This window comes from Mesorhizobium sp. WSM4816 (assembly GCF_055811535.1).
On record NZ_JBVVQR010000009.1, the window covers coordinates 42,248 to 63,292 of the forward strand.

A 21,045-nucleotide genomic window follows, 5' to 3' on the forward strand; every position below is an offset into this window, starting at 1 on the left:
CGTTTGATGACCCAAACGCGGCTTTATTTCAGCACTGGAAAGATCGAGGCCGACCGTATCTTCGCGGCGTTCGAAGCGGCATTCGAAGATGAGGGCCTGCCGATTGGCTTGGTCGAAGTCGACGAGGACCGCGACATCCACGAAGTGTCACTCTATGCCGACGGCGATGTCGATTCCGTCGAGGCGCGCTTGAAGGAGATCCTTGCCGGGCTGGCCCTGTCGAGGCCGATTGCGCGCGAGCCCGTGCCGGATATCGACTGGGTGACGCGTTCATTGGAGGGACTGAAGCCGGTACGCGCCGGCCGTTTCTTCGTCCACGGCGCGCATGACCGCAGGAAGCGCCACAGCGGCGAACTCGCCATCGAGATCGAAGCGGGCCTGGCTTTCGGCACCGGCCATCACGGCACCACCGCCGGATGCCTCGAAATGTTGGAACAGGTCGTGCGGCGCGAGCGCCCGCGCAACGCGCTCGACCTCGGCACTGGCAGCGCGGTGCTGGCCATCGCGCTGGTCAAGCTCGCCCATATCCCGGTGCTGGCGACCGACATCGATCCGGTCGCCACAAAAGTCGCCGCCGCCAACGCGCGGCTCAACCACGTCAAGGCGCTCGTCGAAACGGTGACGGCGCCGGGCTTCCACCATCCGATTTTTGCCGCGCGCGGGCCTTTTGGCCTCATCGTCGCCAATATACTGGCGCGGCCGCTGATGCGGCTGGCGCCCGAAATGGCCAGGCATGTCGGTTTAGGCGGCTCGATCGTGCTGTCGGGCATCCTCGACCGGCAGCGCGACGCGGTGATCTCCGCCTATGTCGGCCAGCGGTTCCGTCACGTCAGGACGTTGCATCGCGAAGGCTGGGTGACAATCCACCTCAAGCGGTGACGCGCAGCGCCTTCAACCGCACGCCGCAAATTCGCTCAGACATAGCGCGACCTTGCCGCCTTCTTCAGTTCTTCGCGATCGTAGCCGTTGGCTTTCAGCGTTTCGTCGTCAAAACCAAGCAGAACGCCGCTCACATAGCGGCTCGCTTCGCGCTGGCGCGCTTCGATGAGAGCGTTCACGGCGCTTCTGAAAAATCCGCGTCTGGCTGAAATCGTGGACATGATGGTCTCCTTTGCAGGGCAGTAAGACTCGTTCCTCCACGCCAAAAAGGTAAGCTCTGCTGACCTTTTTTTAAATCGCTGATTCTGCATGGCGTCCATGCGCAAAAGCGCACGTCGATGACCACTGTCGATGCCGGCGCCGCCCCTCATCCGCCTGCCGGTACCTTCTCCCGTCACTATACGGGGAGAGTCCGGTCCATCCTCCGCAGCTGCTGCGGAGGACGGGCAGGGCAATGAGGGGCAGCGCAGACCTGAAGCGATTGCCCTGCTGGACCGAATCCGGCCTGCGCCTGGCGCAGCAAAAGTCGATTCCGATTTCCGGGGTCATGCGCTACGGTCGCGCCAAAGCATCGGGCCCAAAAGTGGAAACCGGTTTTGGGAAAACCCGATGCTCAAACAAAAAAGCTAGATGTGAGCGGCGGCACGGTTCGACTTGAAAGTCCGCCGCTCACATCTAGCATCCGAGGAGAGGCCATGATGTTCCAGACCTTTGAATCCGCAGGCGACCCCGCCGTCGGCAAGCCGCGTGTGGCGTTGCTGCGTCAATGGCTGGCGGCCAACGGGCTGGACGGCTTCATCGTGCCTCGTGCCGACGAGCATCAGGGCGAATATGTCGCCGACCGCTCGGCGCGGCTGAAATGGCTGACCGGCTTCAGCGGCTCGGCCGGCGTCGCCATCGTGCTCGGCGACCGTGCCATCATGTTCGTCGACGGCCGCTACACGCTGCAGGTGCGCCACGAGGTCGATCTCGACATCTTTTCGATCGAAAGCCTGGTCGACAATCCGCCCGGCACCTGGATCAAGGACAATCTCGGCAAGGGCGTGCGGCTTGGCTTCGACCCGTGGCTGCAGACGATCGGCGACGTGAAAGCGCTGAAAGCGTCGGCCGAAAAATCGGGAGCGACATTGGTGCCGCTCGAGAGGAATCCGATCGACGCCATTTGGGAGAACCAGCCCGAACCGCCGCTGGCGCCGGTCGAGCTTCATCCTATCGGCTTTGCCGGCGAATTGGCCAAGGACAAGCTGGCGCGGCTGGCCGAGTCGATCGGCAAGGACGGCGCCACCCATGCCGTGCTGACCGACCCGTCCTCCATCGCCTGGGCCTTCGACATCCGCGGCAGCGATGTGCCGCACACACCGCTGGCGCTCGGCTTCGCTGTGCTCGCCGCCGATCGATCGCACCTGCTTTTCATGGATCAGCGCAAGTTTTCACGCACTGTCGCGGCCTACCTGACGCAGCTCGCCGAATTGCACGAACCCGGTGAATTCGAAGCTGCGATCGCAGCCCTGGCCAAGGGCGGCGCGAAGATCGCGCTGGATCCGGTGCTGGCGGCGGAGAGACTGAGAATGCTGGTCGAGGACAATGGCGGCACCGTCATCACCGCGCCAGACCCTGCCCGCATTCCACGCGCGACGAAAAACCAGGCCGAAATCAACGGCGCCCGCGCCGCGCACCGCCGCGATGGCGCCGCGGTCGCCAAGCTGCTTTGCTGGCTCGACCGCCAGGAACCCGGCAAGCTCGACGAGATCGCGGTCGTCACCAAGCTCGAGGAGTGCCGCCGCAGCACCGGCGAGGAAACGCAGATGCCGCTGCGCGACGTGTCCTTCGATACCATCGCCGGCGCCGGCCCGAACGGCGCCATCATGCACTACCGCGTTTCCCGCGCCACCAGCCGAAAGCTTCAGTCTGGCGAACTGTTCCTGCTCGATTCGGGCGGGCAGTATCAGGACGGCACCACCGACATCACCCGCACCGTGCCGATCGGCACACCGACCGAGGAAATGCGCGAACGCTTCACGCTGGTGCTGAAGGGCATGATCGGCATTTCCATGCTGCGCTTTCCCCCGGGCACGCGCGGCTCCGAGATCGACGCCGTGGCGCGCCTTGCCCTGTGGAAACACGGTTGCGATTTCGCCCACGGCACCGGCCACGGCGTCGGCTCCTATCTGGCCGTGCACGAGGGCCCGCAACGCATCGCCAGGACCGGCACCGAAAAGCTGCTGGCGGGCATGATCGTCTCCAACGAGCCGGGCTACTACAAGGAGGGTTCTTACGGCATCCGCATCGAGAATCTCATCCTGGTGACGCCGGCCGAGCCGATAGAGGGCGGCGACATCGCCATGCACGGCGTCGAGACGCTAACCTTGGCGCCGATCGACATCAGGCTGGTGCGGTCTGACCTTTTGACGCGCGATGAGCTGCATTGGCTCGACCAATACCACGCCCGCGTGCTGGCCGAGATCGGACCGATGCTCGACGGCGAGACGCTGGCCTGGCTGGAGAAGGCAACCGCACCGCTGCCGCACGACCAGAAGATTTGATTTCTCGGAAAGACTGGTGGCTCAGCTAGGGACCCAGGATGCCGGTCCGCAGGCAATGGCCTGCGGCCTTATCGCTGCCTTCTACCTCCAAGGGTCGCCGACGGATTTCATAGCGAAACTCGTTGAAGACACATGGCGGGTGCAGGGTGACGGTCGTGTCGGCACAAGGTCTGGCGTGGTGGAACGAGAAGGCAGAGCGTGGGCGAAACCGACGAGCGGCTGCTGGCGCTGATCGCTCAGAACAATGCGGCTGCGGTGGAAGCCATGGTCGAGCGCAAGCCGCCGCGGCTGATCCGTCTCGCCACGCGAATGCTGGGCGACCGCGGCGAGGCCGAGGATGTCGCGCAGGAGACGTTCTTGCGCATCTGGCGGGCGGCTCCGGGCTGGCGCGCCGGCGAGGCGAAGTTCGACACCTGGCTGCATCGCGTCGCACTCAATCTCTGCTACGACCGGCTGCGCAGGCGGCGGGAGACGCCGGTGGCGGAACTTCCCGATCGCCCCGACGAACGCCCGGGCGTGGAAGCGGATATGCTCGCGGCCGACGATCAGCACAAGGTGCGGCGCGCGCTGGCCGAGTTGCCGGAGCGCCAGCGCGAGGCGATCGTGCTGCAGTATTATCAGGAGCTTTCGAACAGCGATGCGGCAGAGGTCATGGGGATCAGCATCGAGGCATTGGAAAGCCTGTTGTCGCGGGCGCGGCGGCAGCTGCGCTCCAGGCTCGGACGAGACAGGGACGAAATGACATGACTCCAGATAGGTTTTCCGAGCTCGTTGCCGCCTATGGCGGGTCGCCGCAGCGCTGGCCTGAAAACGAGCGCACGGCAGCGCTGGACTTCATCGCCGCCAATCCGGCTCAAGCCGAAGCCGCACTTGCACCGGCGGTGGAGCTCGACGATCTGCTGTCGCGCCATCGCGTGGCAGCTCCGGACGACGCGCTCGCGCGAAGGATCATCGCCACGGCGCCGTCTGCGCTTTGGCGCCGCACCCAACTCGTCTGGCGGTGTGCCGGATTGGCCGGCATCGGACTGGCGGGCGCGCTGGCCGGGGCGCTGACAGTCGCCGTGCTGCTGCCGCCCGACAGCGCCCCTGACGATGGCGACACCTATGCGCTGACCGCATTCGGCGACATGCAGGGGGACGTGCAATGAGCGAACGCAGCATCAGGATCCTGCTTGCCGTCTCGCTGGCACTGAACGTCTTCGTGCTCGGCGCCGCCGCCGGCGCTGGCTATATATGGCAGGCGCAGCAGGGGCAGCGCGACAGAGCGGGCGACCAGCGCGGCCTGCGCTTCGCCGCGGCCGGCCTGCCGCCCGACCAGCGCAAGGCGTTCCGCCAGGCGCTCGCAGAGGCGCGGCGCCAGTCGGCTGCCGACATCGAAGCGGCTCGGGTCGGCCGCGAGGCGGTGGCGCGCCTGATCGAGGCTGAGCCGATCGACGCAGCGGCGGTCAATGAGACGCTCGCCTCGGTCCGGCAAGCCGATATGGCGCTGCGCGGCCGGCTCGAACAGGCAATCGTGACCTTCGCGACGGGACTGACGCCAGCCGACAGGGCGCGACTTGTCGACGGCCTGCGCGGCCGCAGCAACATGCTGCGCCGAGCGGGCGAAAAATAGAGCTGGAAACAGCGACGGATTCCAGTCGCTGCCGCGTTGAAGCCTCCAAAAGCAATGCTGACGGAGGCACCATTGGCAAGTCCGAGCGATGTCGCGGTTGCGCTTAACCGCTTCGGCCTGGGCGCCCGGCCCGACGACGAGGCGCCGGCCGACCCGAAATCCTGGCTGATAGCGCAGTTCGAAAGCTACGACGCAAACCCGGCGGTCTTTTCCGGCGCGCAGGACTCGGCCACACTCGGCGCCGGCTATGCCGAAGCGATGCTCGAGGCCAAAGACGCCGACGCGGCCGCAAAGATGGCCGCCCGCAAGGCGGCACGCCAGGAGGCTCAAGCGCTTTATCGCGACGAGGTCGACATGCGAGCACGCGCAGCGCTCGAAACATCGACCCCCTTCGTCGAACGGCTCGTGCATTTCTGGTCGAACCATTTCGCCATCTCGGCGGAGAAACCGCAGGCGACCCTGATCGCCGGCGCCTTCGAGCGCGAGGCGATCCGCCCACATGTGCTCGGCCGCTTCGAAGATATGCTGCTCGCCGCCGAGCGCCACCCGGCGATGCTGTTCTATCTCGACCAGGTGCGCTCGATCGGTCCCAACTCGAAAGTTGCCAAACGCGCCGCAAAACGCAGCGCCAAGCGCAAACCCGGCATCAACGAGAACCTGGCCCGCGAAATCATGGAACTGCACACACTCGGTGCACGCTCCGGCTACAGCCAGGCCGACGTGACCGAATTCGCACTGGCGCTGACCGGTTTCAGCACCGGACGCGCTAAAGGGCGAGGCCAGGCCGGCGCTTTCACCTTTCGACCCGGGCTGCACGAACCGGGCCAACGCACGATCATCGGCCAGACCTACGACCAGCGCGGCGACAAACAGGCGCTCGCCGTGCTCGGCGACCTCGCGGCGGCCGAGGCAACCGCAACGCACATCGCAACCAAGCTGGCGCGCCACTTCATCGCCGACGAGCCGCCGGCCGCGGTCGTGACGCGGCTCGCCGAAGCCTTTCGCCGGTCAAAGGGCGATCTCGTCGCGGTCTACCGCGCGCTCCTCGACAGTCCAGAAGCCTGGCAACCAGCAGCGGCGAAGTTCAAGACGCCGTGGGAATGGACGATCTCGGCGCTGCGCGGCCTGGGCCGCAGCGAACTCGGCAAGCCGCGTCTGGCGCAACTGCTCAACCAACTCGGCCAACCGGCATGGCGGCCGAGTTCGCCGGCCGGCTATGACGATGTTGCCGGGAGCTGGGCAGCACCCGACGCACTGGTCCGCCGGGTCGAGGTGGCGCAGCGCCTCGCCGCGCAGGTTGGCGATATCCATCCGCGAGATCTCGCGCGAAAACTCTTTGCCGGCTCACTCAGCGACCTGACGATGGCCGAGATCGAGCGCGCCGAGAGCCGGCGCACCGGCATCGCGCTGCTGCTCGTGTCGCCCGAATTCCAACGAAGATGACTTTCAGCGAAGATGATTTCCAGAGGAGATGACCAAGATGGAACGCCGTCAATTCCTTACTCTCGCCGGCGCCGGCCTCGGCTCGATGCTGATCGCGCCGCGCATCGTCTTCGCCAATGTGGAAACCGATCGCCGCTTCGTTTTCATCATCCAGCGCGGCGCCGCGGACGGGCTGGACACCATCGTTCCCTATGCCGACCTCGCCTACCGCGCACTGCGCGGCCCATTGGCCATCGACGATCCGATAAAGCTTGACGGCACGTTTGGCCTGCATCCTTCGCTCACCGGTCTCCGCAAGCTGCATCAGGACAAGCAGGCGCTGTTCGTCCACGCGGTCGCTTCGCCCTATCGCGAGCGCTCGCATTTCGATGGTCAAAATGTGCTCGAAAGCGGCGGCAGCTCGCCCTATGAGCGCAAGGACGGTTGGCTGAACCGGCTGGTCGGCATGCTGCCGAAGTCTCGCGGCGAAGCAATCGCTTTTGCACCGATCATCCCGCTGGCGCTGCGAGGCGAGGCAGACGTCACCTCCTATGCGCCGTCCGCCCTGCCGGAGGCGCCGGACGACCTGATGATGCGCGTCGGCAAGCTCTATGACGCCGACGAACAGCTGCATGCGCTGTGGAGCAGCGCGATGGAGACACGGGCGTTGGGCGCGGTGAACGCGCAGCGCAAGGATGCAGCGAGCGTCGGCCGCACCGCTGCGGGCTTCCTCTCCAAGGCCGACGGCCCGCGCGTTGCCATGATCGAAACCAGCGGCTGGGACACCCATAGTGGCCAGCAAGCCAGGCTGGCCAACCAACTCAGAGCGCTCGACGCGCTCATCGATGGGTTGCACGTTGGCCTCAGCGATATCTGGAAGGATACGACCGTGCTGGTCGCCACCGAGTTCGGCCGCACTGTCGCCGTCAACGGCACTGGCGGCACCGACCACGGTACGGCATCGGCTGCGATGATCGCTGGCGGAGCGGTGAATGGCGGGCGGGTGCTGGCCGACTGGCCGGGACTGTCTACCGGTGCACTCTACCAAGGACGCGACCTCGCCCCGACGCTCGACCTCGACGCGCTGATTGCGGTGACATCAGCCGAAACGTTTGGTCTCGATCCGCAAGAGACGATGCGCAGGCTCTTTGCAGGAGGTCGATTCGATCCCGCGATCTCCAACATCGTGCGCAAATAGGACTGGCGTACTCAGCCGGTCCGGTTATCCGACGAATTGCCGGGCCAGCACCAGCACGACGGCGCCGGCCAAAAACATCGCCATAAGCCCGCCGCGCAGCGAGACCAGCCCGGCGACGATCAATGCCGCCCATTCCGCCGGCCCGCCGCCAAGTGCTGCCGGCGCCACCAGCGTCGTCAGCACTGCGGCAGGCACGGCGTTCAGCCCGGCCTCGACGCGCGGATGGATGTTTTCGAAGCGCGAGATCACCAGATGGCCGCCGATGCGGGTCAGATAGGTCGCGATCGCGCCGGCGATGATGATCCACAAGGTCGTGCTCATGGCCGCGCCTCCACGCCGCTGTGGCGCGGCGGCAGGATGACCGCGAGCAGCACGCCAGCCACGGCGCCAATCGAGACGTGCCAGGGCGAGCCCACCGTCTCGTAGGCGATGATGGAAGCAGCAGCACTGGCGACGACCACCGGCAGCCACAGCGGCCGTTTGCGAAAGCCCATGACCAGTCCGAGGAAATAGATCGGCAGCAGAAAATCGATGCCCAGCGCATGGGTATCGGGAATAAGCCTGCCGAATACCGCGCCAAGCGCGCTTTCGGTCACCCAGAACACATAGACCGGCAGGCCAAGCCCCATATACCAGGCGAAGCCGACCGTCTCGCCAGCCTCCACCTTGCGCTCGGCCACGGCGAACTGCGGATCGGTGAGCAGGAAATAGCCGACCGCCTGCTGCAGCGGCGGCCAGTGCGCGATGCGCCGGCCGATGCCCGCGGAGTAAAGTACATGGCGGAAATTCACGGCGAAGATCGACAGCACGATCAGCCATGGCGCGACATGCTGCCCGAACAATTCGATGCCGACCATCTGGCTGGCGCCGCCGAAAACCATGGCGCTCATCAGCAAGGCTTCAAGCACCGAAAATCCGTTGTCGACGGCGAGCGCCCCGAACAGCAGTCCAAACGGCGCCGCCGCCACCACGACGGGCATGCTGAGCCGCACGCCTTGCCAGAAATCGCTTTTTGCGCGGTTTTCGGAGATTGCTTCCGCCGACATCAGCCACTCCTTAGAGCGCCGCTCGTCCTTTTGGACGAGCAAAGGACGCTCTAACACCCACAGAGCGCCGCTCGTCCTTTTGGACGAGCAAAGGACGCTCTAACACTTTGAATCCACAGAGCGCCGCTCGTCCTTTTGGACGATCAAAGGACGCTCTAACACTTTGAATCCACGCGTCGGGCCATCCGAAAATCGATCCCGATTTTCGGGCCGATGCGGGGGAAAGCTGGTATGTAGGGAGCGCTGTCAGCCTTGTCACACCAATTCGCTTGAGCCAACGATCAGCGGAAGTGATCCTCGTCGCAGGTTCAGGCGTGCGCGTTTCGGCCAGTGCTCAGTCCACCGGGACCTTGGCTTCGATCGCCCTGCCCCAGTCGAGCAGCGGCTTGGCCCGCAAGGCGAAATCGACCAGCTCGTCGACCAGCGCCGGCCCGTGGATTCCCGCAGGGTCGATTTCGTGCCGGACGGCGAAATGCCGGTTGCGGATGGCCGCCGCGAGATCGGCCGCCGTGACATGCTCGAAGCCGCGTGGCGCGCGCTTCATGCAGCCTTCCGCATCGAGTTCGAGGCGGTTTTGCTTCAGCGCCTCGATCAGCGCCCGGAATTCACCCGGCCGCGTCGCGATGGCGTTGCGCATTGCCAGCAGCAGCGCCGGTCCGGGCTGCCACCAGGCGACGCCGGCAAAACAGCGCTCAAGCCCGATATGGATGAAGAACACGCCCTGTTCCATCTTGGTGCCATCAGGCGAGAGGATTGCCGACAGATGCCGGTTGTAGGGCCGCTTGTCCCTGGCGAAGCGCACGTCGCGATTGATCCGGAACAGCGACTTCTTGCGATCGCCGCGCAAGCCCAGCCCCGCTGCCGCGAAGCGCTCGGAGAGCGTTTCGACCAGATCGCCGAAGGGGTCGCGCAGCTCGCTTTCGAAGAGGTCGCGGTTTTCCAGAAACCACTCCCGGCTCTGATGAAAATCGAGCGCCTTGAGGAAGGGAATGGCCTTTTGGCCGAAACCGCTGAACGCCACCGTCACGCCTTGCCGATCCGCGCCAACCAAGCGTCTTCGTCAATCACCTCGATGTCGAGTTCGGTGGCAAGCTTGAGCTTGGAGCCAGCACCTGGCCCGGCAACGACGAGATCGGTGTTCGCAGAAACCGAGCCCGCGACCTTCGCGCCGAGACGTTCCGCCATCGCCTTGGCTTCGGGGCGTGTCATCTTTTCCAGCGTGCCTGTAAACACGATCGTCTTGCCGGCGACCGCGCTGTCGGCCGAGACGTTTACAATGTACGGTTTCGGGTGGACCTGCGCGAGCAGCGCTTCAAGCACGTCGTCGTTGCGTTCATTGCCGAAGAAATCGCGAAGCGCACCTATCACCGTGTCGCCGATGCCGTTGATAGATGGGAAAACGGTGTGTGGATCGGCAGCCGCTGCTGTGTCCTTGCCGATGCGGATCAGCTCCTCAATGGTCGAGAAGGATCGGGCAAGCACAGCGGCCGTCGTTTCACCGATATGGCGGATGCCCAGCGCGAAGATGAAGCGATCTAGTTCTGGTTCGCGGCGAGCGTCGATGGCGGCGAAGAGCTTGTCGAGACCTTCGTAGTTGCGTTCCTCGACACCGCGTACATTCTTGCGCGTCTTGCCCGATGCGGCCTCGCGCTGTCTGGCCTGCTCCTCGCGCCGCTCAGCCAGAGCCTTGGTGACTGCGGGACGGCGATCCCTGAGAGTAAAGATATCGGCGGCTGTTTTGATCAACCCCGCATTGAAGAACAGGTCTATGTATTCGGCGCCCAGGCCTTCGATATCCATGGCGCCGCGTGACACAAAGTGGCGCAATCCTTCGACGGCCTGCGCGGGACAGATCAGTTCGCCGGTGCAGCGTCGGCGGGAATCTTCCTTGCCGGTCTTTTCGTTGATCTCGCGCGTCGCCGGTGAGCCGCAGATCGGACATTTGTGCGGGAATTCGTAGGGCACGGCATCAGGCGGACGCTTGTCGATAACGACGCTGACGATCTGCGGAATAACGTCCCCTGCCCGCTGGATCACGACTGTGTCGCCGATACGTACGTCATAACCGTCGCGGATCGGCTGGCCGTTGCTGTCCAGACCCTTGATGTAGTCTTCGTTGTGAAGCGTGACATTTTCGACCACCACGCCGCCAACGGTGACGGGAGCTAGCCGTGCAACGGGCGCCAGCGTGCCGGTACGGCCAACCTGAATGTCGATCCTAAGCACGGTCGTCATCGCCTGTTCAGCCGGAAATTTGTGGGCGATGGCCCAGCGTGGTTCGCCGGTGACGAAACCCCATCTACGCTGCAACTCCAACTGGTCGATCTTGTAGACGACGCCGTCGATGTCGTAGCCAAGCGATGAGCGCTGGGCCTCGATAAGGTGATAGTGCGCGACCAGTTCCTCGACCGACTTCGCCCGCACCATCAGCGGACTGATCTTGAACCCCCACTCCGCGAATCTTTGCACTGAATCGTATTGGGTCGGAGCTGGGTCCTCGGATGTATAGCCCCATGCGTAGGCAAAGAAGTTGAGTTTGCGGCTGGCGGTAACGGACGGATCCTTCTGGCGCAAGGATCCGGCCGCCGTATTGCGCGGATTGACGTAGTCCTGGCCGCCGACCGCTGCCGACCGTTCCTTCAACGCCTTGAATTCTGCATAGGTCATATAGACCTCACCGCGTATTTCGATGATATCAGGCCAGCCTGAGCCCTTCAGTGTCTTGGGAATGTCGGCGATTGTCCTGAGATTGGCGGTGATGTCCTCCCCAACGGAGCCGTTGCCGCGCGTTGCTCCCTGCACGAACACACCACCTTCATAACGCAAAGAAGCCGATAGCCCGTCGATCTTCGGCTCAGCCGTGAAGGCGATATCGAGATCCTTGTCGCGATCAAAGAATCGCCGGCCACGTTCGATGAAGTCGGTGACGTCCTGGTCGGTATAGGCCTTGGCGAGACTGAGCATCGGCACCGCATGGCGCACCTTGGCAAAGCCTTCCGCCGGTGGCGCGCCCACTTGGCGCGATGGCGAATCCTCTAGCACCAAAGCGGGGAAGCGCTGTTCGATGGCGAGGTTGCGCCGCGTTAGCGCGTCATACTCCGCGTCCGTTATAATCGGTGCATCCTCGGTGTGGTAGCGCCGGTCATGCTCGGCGATCTCAGCCGCCAGCCGCTTTAGCTCGCTTGCGGCCTCGCTTTCGCTGAGCGAATCAACTGGTTTTTCGGCCATGCATTGCTCCCTTCCCGATGGCGCGACACAATAGAACAGGATTCTCTCATGAGGGAGAGACCGGGCACGAAAAAATCATTGCTGAACAGCGGGATGGAGCCACATCCTGACTCGATCCACGACGCCGAGCATGAGCTCCGCTATGCTGCGGTGTTCTCTCGCAGCAGCCGCTCGGCGGCCGCGCGCGCCTCGTCGGTGATGGTCGCCCCGGCAAGCATCCGCGCGATCTCTTCCTGGCGCGCCGCCCGGTCCATCTCGGCGATGCCGGTGGCGACGCGATCGGCGCCGCCGGATTTGGAGATCAGGAAATGCGTCGCCGCGCGTGCCGCCACTTGCGGCGCGTGCGTGACCGAAAGCACCTGCACGCGCTTCGACAGCCGCGCCAGCCTTTGCCCGATGGCGTCAGCCACCGCGCCGCCAACGCCGGTGTCGATTTCATCGAACACCAAGGTCGGCGCCGAGCCGCGGTCGGCCAGCGCCACCTTCAGCGCCAGCAGGAACCGCGAAAGTTCGCCACCGGAGGCGACTTTCATCATCGGGCCCGGTCTTGTGCCGGGATTGGTGCGCACCCAGAACTCGACCTGATCGATGCCGTCTTCCATGCGGCTCTCGGCCTCGCTTGTCATTTCGACGATGAAGGCTGCCCGTTCGAGCTTCAGCGCCGGCAGTTCGGCCATCACCGCCCTGGTCAACCCGACTGCCGCCGCATGGCGAAGCGACGAAAGCTGGGCAGCGGAAATGTCATAGGTCTCGCACGCGGCGGCGGCCTGCTTCTGCAGCCCGTGCAGGCGCTCCTCGCCGGCGTCGAGATCGGCGAGATCGGCGGCCATCGTGTCGCGCAATTGCGCCAGATCGTCGACCGCCACACTGTGCTTGCGTGAGGCGGCGCGCAGCGAAAACAGCCGCTCCTCGGCCTGTTCCAGCCGCCGCGGATCGTATTCGGTGGCGCGAAGTGCCGCTTCCACGCCCGATTGCGCTGCGTCGAGCGACAGCATCGCCTCATCGAGCGATTTGACCACGTCGTCGAGCAGGCCGGGCGCCTCGGTCACCTTGCGCTGCAGCCGTCGCAACAGGCTGGCGAGTTGCGGCAGGGGCGAAGACGGGCCCGAGAGCACATCTTGCGCATCGTGGATTTCCGAGGCGATCTTTTCCGCCCGCATCATCGAGGCGCGCAACTCGGCGAGGTCGGCTTCCTCGCCTGGCTGGGGATCGAGCTTCGTCAATTCGGCGACCGCGGCGCGCAGATAGTCGGCCTCGCGGGCCGCCGCTTCCACCTTGGCACGATGCCGCGAAAGTTCCAGTTCGCAGGCCCGCCAGTACCGCCATGCCTCGCCGGTCGCCCGCACAGCGCCGAGATGACCGCCAAAACTGTCGAGCAATTCGCGATGGGCGCCGGGATCGACCAGGGCACGCTCGTCATGCTGGCCGTGGATCTCGACCAGCGCGTGACCGACATCGCGCATCAGTGTCACGCTGGAAGGCTGGTCGTTGACGAAGACGCGGGTACGGCCATCCGCCGTCTGCACGCGGCGCAGGATGATGTCGCCATCGTCCTCGATAGCGTTGTCGGCAAGCAGCATGCGGGCAGGATGGTTGCGCGGCACGTCGAACACGGCGATGACCTGGCCCTGTGCCGCGCCATGCCGCACCAACGAGGCGTCACCGCGGGCGCCAAGCGCCAGCGACAGCGCGTCGAGCAGGATGGATTTTCCAGCACCGGTTTCGCCGGTCAGCACCGAAAGACCGGACGAGAAGTCGATGTCCAGCTTCTCGATCAGAACGATATCGCGGATCGACAGTCTGGAAAGCATGCTGACGCGCCGCTCAGGCGCCGGTGATCAGCTTCCCGGCCTTGGCGATCCACGAGCCCGCATTCTCGCGCGGCTCGAGCCCACCAGTCTGCAGGAGCTTGTAGGAATCCTTGTACCACACGCTGTCGGGATAGTTGGTGCCGAGCACAGCAGCGGCAGTCTGCGCTTCCGATGTCAGCCCCATCGCGTAATAGGTTTCGGTAAGACGCGCGAGCGCTTCCTCGACATGGCGCGTGTTGGAATAGGTCTCCACCACGACGCGGAACCGCTTGACGGCGGCGATGTACTCACGGCGCTCGAGATAGTAGCGGCCGATCTGCATCTCCTTGCCGGCGAGCTGGTCGTTGGCGAAGCGGATCTTTTCCTTGGCGTCGTCGACATATTCGGAATCGGGCCAGCGCGTCACCAGATCCTGCATCGTCTGCACGGTCTGACGCGCTTCCTTCTGATCCTGGGTGACATCCCTGATTTGCCGGTAATAGCTCAGCCCGATGATATACTGGGCATAGGCAGCGTCGTCGGTCGACGGATAGAGCGTGAGATAGCGCTTGGCCGAACCGATCGCCTCGGTATAGTTGCCCTGGCGATAGTCGGCAAAGGCGCCCATCACCATCGATTTGCGGGCGTATTCGGAATAGGGATGCTGGCGGTCGACCGCACCGAATTTGCGGCTCGCCTCCTGCAGGCGCCCGGCATTCAGATTGGCGAGGCCCTGATTGTAGAGAACGTCTGCCGGCTCGGTCTGCTCGACATAGGTCGACAGGTCGACATCCTTTTCGGACGACATGCAGGCCGACAGGAACAGCGATGGAACAACCACCGAAAGCGCCAGGAAAACAGCCCGATGCGGCGCTTTCGATTGACCAATTCGCTTGAAGAACATGATTGGATTCCGCCCTTTCGGCGTCATTTCAGTCGACATCTCGCCCTGGGGCAGCAGGCATAACCATAATCGCCGTGCCCGGCAACGCTATCTCCGGCCATTCGCACATTTTTGTGGCAGCCTGGCGCAGCCCGCACACTTGCGTGATTTCGCCGGCCGATGGTGCATTCATGCAACACAGGCCGGCGGCCATAAAACCCGAGAAACGTTAAGAATCAGATCATCCAGGGCGCGTAGACAGGTGCATAGACGGCGCTCTTTTCGACGATGCGACCGCGCTCGCGGCGTGTCGTCTCGACGATCTCGAACGCCGAACGGTCCGACAAAAGGCGGCGCAGCGCTGCTGCATTCAGCCTGTGGCCGCCGCGATAGGAACGGAAGCAGCCAATGAACCGGGCGCCGGCCAGCGCCAGATCGCCCATGGCATCCATCGTCTTGTGGCGCACGAATTCGTTGGGATAGCGCAAGCCTCCGATGTTGATCACGCGGTTGTCGTCGCCGATCACCAGGGAGTTTTCCAGCGAGGAGCCGAGCGCGTAGCCGGCTGCCCACAGCCGCTCGACGTCCTTCATGAAACCAAAGGTGCGCGCCCGCGCGATATCGCGGCGAAAAATGTCGGCGTTCATGTCGGATGCAAACAGCTGACGGCCGATCGCCGGGCTTTCGAAATCGATCTCGATTTCGAAGCGCGTGCCGTCATAGGGCCTGAACTCCGCCCAGGAGGCACCGTTCTCGATGCGAACCGGCTTCACCACCCTGATGTAGCGGCGCTTGACCGGCAGCGTATCGATACCCGCCTGGTCGATGGCCTCGACGAACGCCATGGCGCTGCCGTCGAGGATCGGAACCTCTCGGCCGTCGATCTCGATGACGACATTGTCGATGCCGAGCCCGAAAACCGTGGCCATCAGATGTTCGACTGTGGCGATGTGCTCGCCTGCCGGATCGCCGAGCATGGTGCACAGATCGGTGGCGCCGACCTCGGAAACCAGCGCGCGGAACTCCCGGACTTCGCTTCCATTCGAAAGCTGGAACACGACACCCGTATCAGCGTCTGCCGGCAGGAAATGAACGGTAACGGAATTGCCGCTGTGAACGCCGGTGCCGGTCAGCGTCGCACGCGATCTAAGTGTCGTCTGATAGTCGTGCAAAACAAACCCCATAGCCCATACTGCCTACGTCCGCTTCATAAGCCCAAGGGCGCGGCTCTTTGATCGGCAGGCAGGGCCACTTCCCCGAATCCCAGCAAACCGAAATTGATCGCGGCGAAGATAGTGGTCCGGCAGGAAGTCTCCAAATCACGGTTTCTTACTCTGTGTAACCGCGATCCGAAGCGGATGCAGTCTCCTAACTCCTTGTTTTACACGCACTTTTAACATTAACAGGCAAACAATTTCTTGTCTGCCTGTTAACAACTATTACGGACCGTTAACAGGTCAGTTGGCCTGGCGGCGCAGGAATGCCGGAATCTCCAGTTGATCGTCTTCCTGGACAGCCCTGCTCTGCGGCGTCAGCCGGCCCTGGTCGTCCAACTGGCCGCGGCGTGGCGCGTAAAGCTGCGGATCCTGGCTGGCAAGGCGGCGCACTTCGGGTGCCGCCTGGCGCAGTTTCGGCTCGCGCGGCTGCGCCGGCTGCAGCCGTGCAGGCTCTTCTTCGCGACGGGTAAGGCCGTTGGTCAGGCGCTTGAGCAGTCCCATCGGTCCGCTGTTCTCGTGGTCGGCCGGACGGCTTTTGGCTTCCACCTCGGCTTTCACCACCGGCGGAAAGTCCTCGACGCGCGGCATGCGCTGGGGCGCTGCCGGCTGAAGCACTTCACGCTGAGGCGCGGGCTGCATCGTTTGCTGGACCATTGGCTGCAGCATCGGCTGCGGCTGGGCCGGCGGCGCCTGGAAGATCTTGCTCTGCGGGCGGAAATCTTCCGCCTGGGAGGCCGGCGCGGAACGCGCCATCGCCGCCGCATTCGCCTCGGCGAGCTGGATTGCCTCGGCGACAGGGTCGGCGGCGCGCGGCTCGTAGCCTCCCTGCTGGACAGGCGCCGGACGGCTTTCCGTGACCGGAGCGGCCGGGCGGCTGACCGGCTTTGGCGGAGCCGTGCGGATGGCGATCGGCGCGGCAGCGATTTCTGCCGCCGATTTGTCGATGCCGGTAGCAACCACCGAGACGCGGATGACGCCTTCGAGATCCTCGTCGAACGTCGCACCCAGGATGATGTTGGCTTCCTGGTCGACCTCCTCGCGAATTCGGGTCGCCGCCTCGTCGACTTCGAACAGGGTCAGGTCGCGGCCGCCGGTGATCGAGATCAACAGCCCCTTGGCGCCCTTCATCGAGGTCTCGTCGAGCAGCGGGTTGGCGATCGCGGCTTCGGCGGCGGCCATGGCGCGACCCTCGCCGGAAGCTTCGCCCGTCCCCATCATCGCCTTGCCCATCTCGCGCATGACCGAGCGGACGTCGGCAAAGTCGAGGTTGATCAGTCCTTCCTTGACCATCAGGTCGGTGATGCAGGCGACGCCGGAATAGAGCACCTGGTCGGCCATGGCGAAAGCGTCGGCAAAGGTCGTCTTGTCATTGGCCAGCCGGAACAGGTTCTGGTTGGGGATGACGATGAGGGTATCGACGCATTTCTGCAATTCCTCGATGCCCAGATCCGCCGTCTTCATGCGGCGCTGGCCTTCGAAATGGAACGGCTTGGTGACGACGCCGACGGTGAGAATCCCCTTCTCGCGCGCCGCACGTGCAACGACCGGCGCGGCCCCCGTGCCGGTGCCGCCGCCCATGCCGGCAGTGACGAAGCACATATGGGTGTTGGAGAGATGATCGACGATCTCGTCGATGCATTCCTCCGCCGCGGCGCGTCCGACTTCCGGCTGCGACCCCGCACCCAGGCCCTCGGTGACATGCGCGCCGAGCTGGATCAGGCGATCCGCCTTGGACATGGTCAGCGCCTGCGCATCGGTATTGGCCACCACGAACTCGACGCCGCGCAAGCCGGCGGTGATCATGTTGTTGACGGCATTGCCGCCGCCGCCGCCGACACCGAACACGGTGATACGCGGCTTCAGCTCGGTGATGTCCGGCTTTTGCAGATTGATGGTCATTGTCTCCGTCCTTTGCCTTTCCCGCCGCTTCGCCGCTGCGGCCGCCTATGGGGCTGTCCCCGTCAATTTAAAAACTGTCTCTCAACCACTGACTCATTCGATGCAGTTTTCCGCCTGTCCCGGTCATCCTGAGACCAGAAATTCCTTTCGCCGGATGGCTCTCGAAATTCGCCATCTGCGGGTAGATCAGAAGCCCGACCGGCGTCGAGAAAGCCGGCCCCTTGGCCGCCTCTGGCAGGCCCGCTACACCGAGCGGACGGCCGATGCGCACATTGCGTCCGAGAATGCGGCGCGCTGCCTCGGGCAGGCCGGAAAGCTGGCTGGCCCCGCCGGTCAGCACGACGCGCTTGCCGGCGGCGTTGCCGTAGCCGGACCTGTTCAGCCGGTCGCGCAACAGTTCGAGCGTCTCGTCGATGCGCGCCCGGATGATACGCGTCATCACCGAACGCGGGATCTGAAGCGGCACCTCACCGTCCTCGCCGATCGGCTGTATCGAGACCAAGTCGCGGTCGTCGGCACTGCCGGGCAATGCCGAGCCATGCATCACTTTCAGCCTCTCGGCGGCGTCGAGCGAGGTTGACAGGCCCTTGGCCATGTCCAGCGTGACGTGGTTGCCGCCGATGGCGATGGCGTCGCCATGAACGAACTTGCCTTCCGAAAACATCGAGATCGTCGTGGTGCCGCCGCCCATGTCGATGCAGGCTGCGCCCATCTCGAGTTCGTCGTCGACCAGTGCGGCAAGCCCGCTGGCATAGGGCGTCGCCACCATGCGCTCGACCGACAGGTGCGAACGGTTGATGCAAAGCTCCAGATTGCGCAACGGTGCCGCGTCACCCGTCAGCACGTGCATGTCGACGCCGAGCTGGTCGCCGACCATGCCGCGCGGATCACGCACGCCGCGCTCGGCGTCCAGCGAAAAGCCGACGGGAAGCGAATGAATCACTTCGCGCTCGGCCCGCAGCGCCTGCTTGGCGCCGGCGGCAAGCACGCGCTTGATGTCGGCCTCGTCCGCCTCATGGCCGCCAAGGTTGATGGTTGCCGAGAAGCTTTCGCTCTTCAGCCGGCCGGCCGTCATGTTGACGATCAGCGAATCGACGGTCAGCCCGGCCATGCGCTCGGCGGCATCGACGGCAAGGCGGATGGCGTGCTCGGCCCTGTCGAGATCGATGACGACACCCGATTTCACGCCTTGCGATTTCTGGTGGCCGATGCCGATCACCTGTATGCGATGCGATCGCCCGCGCAGCAGCATGCCGTCCTCGCGCGGCTTGAGCTTGGCCACCACGCAGCAGACCTTGCTCGAGCCGACATCCAGCACCGTCATGATGCCGGACCGGCGCGACGAGGCATCGCTGTTGCCGCCAAGCCAGCTCATATCTTCGTCTCCGGCTTGCGCTTCGGCATTTTCGGCTTTTCATTGAGCGCGGCCTGACGCTGCGTCGCCGCCTCCGGCGTCAACTGGACGACGAGGCGATCGGAAAGGCGCATGTCGACGGCGGCGATATCGCGCGTCAAAAGCCCGTTCTCTCGGTCCATCCTGAGCAGATCGGCGATCGCCTGGTCCTCGCCATCCTCGGGGAGCTTGACCGTGATGCCGTTTTCCAGCTTCAGGTCCCAACGCCGTTCGCCGATGCGGATGTAGCCTTTGATCCGTGCGGCAAGCTCTGGGTATTTCTTGATCCTGGCCAGGAAATCCGGCGCCTTGGCCGGGGCGCCGGTGCCGACGATCAGCGGCAGCAGCGACTGCTTGCCGCCGGAGAATGGCGCGATCACGGCGCCGGAGCGCTCGATGACCGAAAGCTCGCTGCCCTGCTGCCAGAGCGCGAACGGCTCACGCTCCTCGATGCGCACCTCCAGCGTGTGCGGATAGACCTTGCGCACCGCCGCAACCTCGACCCAGGGCAGCGTGGCGATGCGTTCCCGCGCGGCTTCGGCATCGAAGCCGATCAGCGACGTCCAGCCATCGAGCTGCATCCTGTCGAGAATATCGATCTCGGAGGTTGCGCGGTTGCCGACGACCTTGATCTGGTCGACGGCAAAGCCGGTGCGGGCGGTGATGCCCTGGACGATAGCGTCGACATGCCCGCCGAGATAGGCGCCATAGGCACTGCCCGATACGAGCAGCGCCGCCGACAGCACGGCTGCGGAAAACGGCGGCACCTCGAAGTCGTCCTCGCCCAGACGCGCCAGCATGCGCGCCGGCCGGCGAAGCAGGCGCGGCAGCACGAAATGGTCGAACGACAACGCCACACCGAACAGCGTCGGCCCGGCCGCGCCCTTCCCCTTGCCCTGTCCCCACCTCAACGCAGACACGAAGCGTCCTCCACCATCCAACTCAACAAATCGCCGAACGAGTGTCCCGCCTGCGCGGCGATCTCAGGCACCAAGGATGTCGGCGTCATGCCGGGCTGAGTGTTGACCTCGAGCCAGACAATTTCGCCGTTCTCGGAGTGTCGATCATCATAACGGAAGTCCGACCGGGAAACGCCCCGGCAGCCGATAGCTTGGTGAGCCCTGAGCGTCAGTGTCTGTATTTTTTGGTAAATATTCGGTGAAATTTTTGCAGGGCATTCGTGTTTTGATCCGCCCGCGACGTATTTTGAATCATAGTCGTAGAAGGAATGGCCGGTCGGGATGATCTCGCAGACGCCAAGCGCCACATCGCCCATCACCGCGCAGGTCAACTCCCGCCCGTGCACATAGCGCTCCGCCATGACGGTATCGCCATACTTCCAGTCGGACGAACCGATGACCTGCGGCGGATGCGACTGCCCTTCGTGCACGATGACGACACCGAAGCTCGACCCCTCATTGACCGGCTTGACGACGTAGGGCGGCTTCATCGGGTGCTTGTTCTGGATGGCGAAGCGATTGACCACCTTCGATTCGGCAACCGGTATGCCGACAGACTTGGCGATCTTCTTGGCTTGCTCCTTGTTCATGGCAAGCGCGGAGGCGAGCACGCCGGAATGGGTGTAGGGGATGGCAAGATATTCGAGGATGCCCTGGATGGTGCCGTCCTCGCCGAAAGGACCATGCAGCGCATTGAAGGCAACATCAGGCTTGAGCTCGGCAAGCACCGACCCAACATCGCGCGAGACGTCGACGCGAGTGACCTGGTAGCCTTCCGTCTCGAGCGCATCGGCACAGGCTTTTCCCGAAGACAAGGACACGGGCCGCTCGGACGAGAATCCACCCAGAAGGACGGCCACGTGCTTGCTTTTCATTTCCCGTCATTCCCTATCACGGCGGGCCCTTTCACTGCGGGTCTGCATCTCACACGCCCCGGAAAGGGCCATACACTCAAACGCTCGGAGCAGTCCCTGCT

Annotated in this window: 19 protein-coding genes; 7 read left to right on the top strand and 12 right to left on the bottom strand. The window is 64.2% G+C overall.

Annotated elements, in window-relative coordinates; genetic code table 11:
* Positions 1-6 precede the first annotated feature (6 nt).
* Positions 7-879, top strand: coding sequence for a 50S ribosomal protein L11 methyltransferase (locus AC0L3H_RS12900; RefSeq protein ID WP_473585706.1), 873 nt, complete (start codon positions 7-9; stop codon positions 877-879).
* Between the two features lie 35 nt (positions 880-914).
* Here the strand turns inward: AC0L3H_RS12900 and AC0L3H_RS12905 are convergent, their stop codons facing one another.
* The gene (locus tag AC0L3H_RS12905) at positions 915-1,100 is read right to left on the bottom strand and encodes a hypothetical protein (protein WP_029351430.1); all 186 of its coding nucleotides are present in this window, start codon (positions 1,098-1,100) and stop codon (positions 915-917) included.
* Between the two features lie 477 nt (positions 1,101-1,577).
* Between AC0L3H_RS12905 and AC0L3H_RS12910 the strand changes: the two genes are divergently transcribed.
* The 6 genes from AC0L3H_RS12910 to AC0L3H_RS12935 all read left to right on the top strand — a co-directional run bounded on the left by AC0L3H_RS12910 (position 1,578) and on the right by AC0L3H_RS12935 (position 7,654).
* A complete protein-coding gene (locus tag AC0L3H_RS12910; RefSeq protein WP_473585777.1) occupies positions 1,578-3,422 on the top strand; it encodes an aminopeptidase P family protein in 1,845 nt (614 codons plus the stop codon).
* A 198-nt stretch (positions 3,423-3,620) separates the two neighbouring features.
* Positions 3,621-4,169, top strand: a complete 549-nt coding sequence (locus AC0L3H_RS12915; protein ID WP_473585707.1) for an RNA polymerase sigma factor — start codon at positions 3,621-3,623, stop codon at positions 4,167-4,169.
* On the top strand, positions 4,166-4,570 hold the full coding sequence (locus tag AC0L3H_RS12920) for a hypothetical protein (protein ID WP_473585708.1): 405 nt from the start codon (positions 4,166-4,168) through the stop codon (positions 4,568-4,570). The genes AC0L3H_RS12915 and AC0L3H_RS12920 overlap by 4 nt, the downstream gene beginning before the upstream one ends.
* Entirely contained in the window at positions 4,567-5,034 is a 468-nt protein-coding gene (locus tag AC0L3H_RS12925) for a periplasmic heavy metal sensor (RefSeq protein ID WP_473585709.1), read from the top strand. Before AC0L3H_RS12920 ends, AC0L3H_RS12925 begins: the two co-directional genes overlap by 4 nt.
* 72 nt (positions 5,035-5,106) lie before the next feature.
* Positions 5,107-6,477, top strand: a complete 1,371-nt coding sequence (locus tag AC0L3H_RS12930) for a DUF1800 domain-containing protein (protein ID WP_473585710.1) — start codon at positions 5,107-5,109, stop codon at positions 6,475-6,477.
* A 37-nt stretch (positions 6,478-6,514) separates the two neighbouring features.
* Positions 6,515-7,654 (top strand): DUF1501 domain-containing protein, encoded by a 1,140-nt coding sequence (locus tag AC0L3H_RS12935; protein WP_473585711.1) that lies wholly within the window; start codon positions 6,515-6,517, stop codon positions 7,652-7,654.
* Between the two features lie 24 nt (positions 7,655-7,678).
* On the opposite strand, the gene AC0L3H_RS12940 is transcribed toward AC0L3H_RS12935, so the two are convergent.
* The 11 genes from AC0L3H_RS12940 to AC0L3H_RS12990 form a co-directional block, all read right to left on the bottom strand.
* Entirely contained in the window at positions 7,679-7,975 is a 297-nt protein-coding gene (locus tag AC0L3H_RS12940) for an AzlD family protein (protein WP_091594168.1), read from the bottom strand.
* Complete coding sequence (locus tag AC0L3H_RS12945; protein WP_473585712.1) at positions 7,972-8,700, bottom strand: AzlC family ABC transporter permease; 729 nt, start codon at positions 8,698-8,700, stop codon at positions 7,972-7,974. The genes AC0L3H_RS12940 and AC0L3H_RS12945 overlap by 4 nt, the downstream gene beginning before the upstream one ends.
* Before the next feature lie 334 nt (positions 8,701-9,034).
* On the bottom strand, positions 9,035-9,727 hold the full coding sequence (locus AC0L3H_RS12950; RefSeq protein ID WP_473516926.1) for a DUF2461 domain-containing protein: 693 nt from the start codon (positions 9,725-9,727) through the stop codon (positions 9,035-9,037).
* Positions 9,724-11,928, bottom strand: coding sequence for an NAD-dependent DNA ligase LigA (gene ligA / locus AC0L3H_RS12955; protein ID WP_473493966.1), 2,205 nt, complete (start codon positions 11,926-11,928; stop codon positions 9,724-9,726). Before ligA ends, AC0L3H_RS12950 begins: the two co-directional genes overlap by 4 nt.
* Positions 11,929-12,068: 140 nt before the next feature.
* Positions 12,069-13,739 carry a DNA repair protein RecN gene (gene recN, locus AC0L3H_RS12960; protein ID WP_473585713.1) on the bottom strand — a complete coding sequence of 557 codons (1,671 nt, stop codon included), beginning with the start codon at positions 13,737-13,739 and terminating at the stop codon, positions 12,069-12,071.
* 13 nt (positions 13,740-13,752) lie between these two features.
* The gene (locus tag AC0L3H_RS12965; protein WP_128174186.1) at positions 13,753-14,622 is read right to left on the bottom strand and encodes an outer membrane protein assembly factor BamD; all 870 of its coding nucleotides are present in this window, start codon (positions 14,620-14,622) and stop codon (positions 13,753-13,755) included.
* Between the two features lie 215 nt (positions 14,623-14,837).
* A complete protein-coding gene (lpxC, locus tag AC0L3H_RS12970) occupies positions 14,838-15,785 on the bottom strand; it encodes a UDP-3-O-acyl-N-acetylglucosamine deacetylase (RefSeq protein ID WP_473585714.1) in 948 nt (315 codons plus the stop codon).
* Between the two features lie 273 nt (positions 15,786-16,058).
* Entirely contained in the window at positions 16,059-17,717 is a 1,659-nt protein-coding gene (gene ftsZ, locus AC0L3H_RS12975; RefSeq protein ID WP_473493963.1) for a cell division protein FtsZ, read from the bottom strand.
* Between the two features lie 67 nt (positions 17,718-17,784).
* The gene (gene ftsA / locus AC0L3H_RS12980) at positions 17,785-19,092 is read right to left on the bottom strand and encodes a cell division protein FtsA (RefSeq protein ID WP_023798744.1); all 1,308 of its coding nucleotides are present in this window, start codon (positions 19,090-19,092) and stop codon (positions 17,785-17,787) included.
* On the bottom strand, positions 19,089-20,030 hold the full coding sequence (locus AC0L3H_RS12985; RefSeq protein WP_023798743.1) for a cell division protein FtsQ/DivIB: 942 nt from the start codon (positions 20,028-20,030) through the stop codon (positions 19,089-19,091). Before AC0L3H_RS12985 ends, ftsA begins: the two co-directional genes overlap by 4 nt.
* Positions 20,018-20,944, bottom strand: a complete 927-nt coding sequence (locus AC0L3H_RS12990) for a D-alanine--D-alanine ligase (RefSeq protein WP_023798742.1) — start codon at positions 20,942-20,944, stop codon at positions 20,018-20,020. Before AC0L3H_RS12990 ends, AC0L3H_RS12985 begins: the two co-directional genes overlap by 13 nt.
* Positions 20,945-21,045: the final 101 nt, after the last annotated feature.

Bases quoted from the DNA above. Each gene is read 5' to 3' on its own strand.
- AC0L3H_RS12900 (WP_473585706.1), top strand. From the start codon at position 7: ATGACCCAAACGCGGCTTTATTTCAGCACTGGAAAGATCGAGGCCGAC.
- AC0L3H_RS12905 (WP_029351430.1), bottom strand. From the start codon at position 1,100: ATGTCCACGATTTCAGCCAGACGCGGATTTTTCAGAAGCGCCGTGAAC.
- AC0L3H_RS12910 (WP_473585777.1), top strand. From the start codon at position 1,578: ATGTTCCAGACCTTTGAATCCGCAGGCGACCCCGCCGTCGGCAAGCCG.
- AC0L3H_RS12920 (WP_473585708.1), top strand. From the start codon at position 4,166: ATGACTCCAGATAGGTTTTCCGAGCTCGTTGCCGCCTATGGCGGGTCG.
- AC0L3H_RS12925 (WP_473585709.1), top strand. From the start codon at position 4,567: ATGAGCGAACGCAGCATCAGGATCCTGCTTGCCGTCTCGCTGGCACTG.
- AC0L3H_RS12935 (WP_473585711.1), top strand. From the start codon at position 6,515: ATGGAACGCCGTCAATTCCTTACTCTCGCCGGCGCCGGCCTCGGCTCG.
- AC0L3H_RS12940 (WP_091594168.1), bottom strand. From the start codon at position 7,975: ATGAGCACGACCTTGTGGATCATCATCGCCGGCGCGATCGCGACCTAT.
- AC0L3H_RS12945 (WP_473585712.1), bottom strand. From the start codon at position 8,700: ATGTCGGCGGAAGCAATCTCCGAAAACCGCGCAAAAAGCGATTTCTGG.
- ligA (WP_473493966.1), bottom strand. From the start codon at position 11,928: ATGGCCGAAAAACCAGTTGATTCGCTCAGCGAAAGCGAGGCCGCAAGC.
- recN (WP_473585713.1), bottom strand. From the start codon at position 13,739: ATGCTTTCCAGACTGTCGATCCGCGATATCGTTCTGATCGAGAAGCTG.
- AC0L3H_RS12965 (WP_128174186.1), bottom strand. From the start codon at position 14,622: ATGTTCTTCAAGCGAATTGGTCAATCGAAAGCGCCGCATCGGGCTGTT.
- lpxC (WP_473585714.1), bottom strand. From the start codon at position 15,785: ATGGGGTTTGTTTTGCACGACTATCAGACGACACTTAGATCGCGTGCG.
- ftsZ (WP_473493963.1), bottom strand. From the start codon at position 17,717: ATGACCATCAATCTGCAAAAGCCGGACATCACCGAGCTGAAGCCGCGT.
- ftsA (WP_023798744.1), bottom strand. From the start codon at position 19,092: ATGAGCTGGCTTGGCGGCAACAGCGATGCCTCGTCGCGCCGGTCCGGC.
- AC0L3H_RS12990 (WP_023798742.1), bottom strand. From the start codon at position 20,944: ATGAAAAGCAAGCACGTGGCCGTCCTTCTGGGTGGATTCTCGTCCGAG.